The following is a 3,322-nucleotide window of genomic DNA, read 5'->3' on the forward strand; positions in this document are numbered from 1 at the left end:
ACCGGGTTGGCCCAGGGCGCCTGGCGCAGCCGCACGTAGCCGGCCTGCGCCAGCACATAGACCACGAGCGTGGCGGTCAGCCCAAACAGCGGCGTGCTGGCGAGGTAGACCCAGAGCTCAACGAAGTTCGGCATCGCTTTTGTCCCTGAACAGCTGCAAGGCCCATGCCGTCACGGCCAGGCCGATCCAGGTGGACAGCACGATCACGACCAGCATGCGCACGCCATACTGGCTGATCAGGCCCAGGTGCGTCATGACCCCGACGCCGACCGGCACAAACAGCAGCGAGAGGTGCGACAGCAGAAAGGTGGCGCAGGCCGCCACCGGTTCGCGCACGCTTGGCACGCGCAAAGCGAGCAGCAGCAACAGCATGCCGATCACCGGACCAGGAAAGGGCAGCGACAGGCCGCGCGCCAGCAGCTCGCCAATCGATTGCAGCGCCAGCAGCCAGGCCAAACCACGCAGTCCGTTCATGGCGGCTTAGAACCTGGGCAGATCGGCGTGCTTGAGCTGGCCACCGCGCACCAGCATCTTGCCGTACTCGGCACAGCGCTGCAGCGTCGGAATCACCTTGCCGGGGTTGAGCAGGCCCTTGGGGTCAAAGGCGCGCTTGACGCCAAACATCTGCTCGTTTTCTTCAACTGAAAACTGCACGCACATCGAGTTGAGTTTTTCCACGCCGACGCCGTGCTCGCCGGTGACGGTGCCGCCCATGGCGACGCTGGTTTCCAGAATGTCGGCACCGAACAACTCGGCCCGGTGCAGTTGGTCGGCTATGTTGGCATCAAACAGAATCAGCGGATGCAGGTTGCCGTCGCCCGCGTGGAACACGTTGGCGCAGCGCAACTGGTATTTTTTCTCCATCTGCTGAATCGCCAGCAGCATGTCGGCCAGGCGCTTGCGCGGAATGGTGGAGTCCATGCACATGTAGTCCGGGCTGATGCGGCCGCTGGCGGGAAAAGCGTTCTTGCGGCCGCTCCAGAACTTCAAGCGCTCGGCCTCGTCGCGGCTCACGGCAATGGCGGTCGCGCCGTGGCTGCGCAGCACGGCGCTCATGCGGCCAATTTCTTCTTCCACCTCTTGCGGCGTGCCGTCGCTCTCGCACAAAAGAATAGCCTCGGCGCTCAGGTCGTAGCCGGCGTGCACATAGTCTTCCACCGCTGCCGTCATCGGCTTGTCCATCATCTCCAGCCCGGCCGGGATAATGCCGGCGGCAATGATGGCGGCCACCGCGTCGCCGGCCTTGCGGATGTCGTCAAAGCTGGCCATGATGCAGCGCGCCAGCTGCGGTTTCGGGATCAGCTTGACCGTCACTTCGGTGGTGACGGCCAGCATGCCCTCCGAGCCGATCACGATGCTCATCAGGTCATAGCCGGGTGCATCGAGCGCGTCCGAACCGAATTCAAGCGCCTCCCCCGTCATCGTGAAACCGCGTATCTTGACGATGTTGTGCAGGGTGAGCCCGTACTTCAGGCAGTGCACGCCGCCCGAGTTTTCCGCCACATTGCCGCCAATGGTGCAGGCAATCTGGCTCGATGGGTCGGGCGCGTAGTACAGATCATGCGCGGCCGCCGCGTCGCTGATGGCCAGGTTGCGCACGCCACACTGCACCACGGCCGTGCGGCTGATCGGATCGATCTTGATGATCTGGTTGAACCGGGCCAGCGACAGCGTGACACCCAGCGCGTGTGGCATGGCCCCGCCCGACAGGCCGGTGCCGGCGCCGCGCGCCACGACCGGCACCTCCAGCGCGTGGCAGGCGCGCAGCACCGCCTGCACTTGGGCTTCGGTTTCTGGCAGGGCCACCAGCAGCGGGCGCTGGCGGTAGGCGGTCAGGCCGTCGCATTCATAGGGCGTGGTGTCTTCGGGGTTCCAGAGCAGGGCGTGGCGTGGTAACACCGACTCCAGCCCCCGTACGACTTGCGCCTGGCGCTCTGTTCTTTGCAGTGCAGTGGGTGCTGCGGGAGAGGTAGGTGCATTCATGGTGGATTCCACGCGTCAAATCAATAAAGGGCTCAACTGTCGGGTGAGGCCGGCTTGGGTGCTGTAAAAAGATAGCCTCAACTTACCGTAACAAATACTATCAAATAGATAGCTGCTTACGCCACAAATACGAGGGCTAGAGGCGAATTTCTTATAAATTTGCAGGCAATACCGGCAGCGCTGGAGCGCTCATCAAGCGCTCATCAAGCCCACATTGTCACACTGTGGGCGCTTTGAGGCGCTGGGTACAATCCCGCCCATTGCAACCACCGGTAAACCACTCCTATGTTCGACCGTCTTGCCGTGCTGGTGCAGTATCTGCTCCCCAAACAGGCCATCACCGTCTTGGCCGGGAGAGTGGCCGGTGCCCATGGCGGCAAGTTCACCACCGGCTTGATTGACTGGTTCGTCAAGCGCTACCAGGTCAACATGCAGGAGGCCGCCAACCCGGATGTGGCGAGCTACCCCACCTTCAACGACTTTTTCACGCGTGCCCTGAAAGTCGGCGCGCGCCCGCTCGCCGGCGCTGACCTGATCTGCCCGGTGGATGGCGCTATCAGTCAGTTTGGCGCCATCGTGGGCGATCAGATTTTTCAGGCCAAGGGCCACCACTACAGCAGCACCGCGCTGGTGGGCGGCGATGCGGCCTTGGCCGCGCAGTTTATTGATGGCCACTTTGCCACGCTGTACTTGAGCCCGCGCGATTACCACCGCATTCACATGCCGTGCGACGGCGTCTTGCGCCGCATGATCTACGTGCCGGGCGCGCTGTTTTCGGTTAACCCCACGACCGCCCGCGGTGTGCCCGGGCTGTTTGCTCGCAACGAGCGCGTGGTTTGCGTCTTTGAGTCGGCGCGCGGCCCGTTTGTGCTGGTGCTGGTGGGAGCCACCATTGTCGGCAGCATGGCCACGGTGTGGCACGGCGTGGTGAACCCGCCGCGCTCCATCGCGGTGCGCGAGTGGCGCTATGACGACCCGCCGATTCAATTGAAGCAGGGCGAGGAAATGGGCCGCTTCCTGCTCGGGTCCACCGTGGTGATGCTGTTCCCCAAGGGCCCGTTGAAGTTCAACCCCACTTGGGCGCCCGCCGGCGCCATCCGCCTGGGCCAAGCCATGGCCAGTCAGGCTTTGCCGTATCCGCTTGCGCAGTCCTGGCGAGGCGGCCACAATGCCGCCATGAACTACCAACACTTACTGGTTTCCTCCAGCGGCCCCATCACCACCGTGACCCTGAACCGGCCCGAGAAGCGCAACGCGCTGGCCCTGCCCGTCATGCTGGAGTTGACGCAGGCTTTGCGCGCCGTGGCGCAGAGCGACGCCTTGGGCGTGATCCTGGCGG

At 63.8% G+C, this 3,322-nt stretch carries 2 protein-coding genes and 2 pseudogenes; 1 reads left to right on the forward strand and 3 read right to left on the reverse strand.

Features of this window, described 5'->3' with window-relative positions:
* The 3 genes and pseudogenes from GZ093_RS20600 to GZ093_RS20610 all read right to left on the reverse strand — a co-directional run.
* A pseudogene (locus tag GZ093_RS20600) lies at window positions 1-134 on the reverse strand (LrgB family protein); the annotation flags it as partial.
* Complete coding sequence (locus GZ093_RS20605; protein ID WP_296489588.1) at window positions 118-474, reverse strand: CidA/LrgA family protein; 357 nt, start codon at window positions 472-474, stop codon at window positions 118-120. The pseudogene GZ093_RS20600 and the gene GZ093_RS20605, both read right to left, overlap by 17 nt.
* Window positions 475-480: 6 nt before the next feature.
* Window positions 481-1,983 (reverse strand): FAD-linked oxidase C-terminal domain-containing protein, encoded by a 1,503-nt coding sequence (locus GZ093_RS20610; protein WP_296489589.1) that lies wholly within the window; start codon window positions 1,981-1,983, stop codon window positions 481-483.
* Between the two features lie 285 nt (window positions 1,984-2,268).
* On the opposite strand from GZ093_RS20610, the pseudogene asd reads away from it, so the two are divergent.
* Window positions 2,269-3,102: pseudogene (asd, locus tag GZ093_RS20615) on the forward strand (archaetidylserine decarboxylase); the annotation flags it as partial.
* Window positions 3,103-3,322 lie beyond the last annotated feature (220 nt).

The organism is Rhodoferax sp., assembly GCF_010365055.1.
Taxonomy (GTDB): domain Bacteria; phylum Pseudomonadota; class Gammaproteobacteria; order Burkholderiales; family Burkholderiaceae_C; genus Rhodoferax.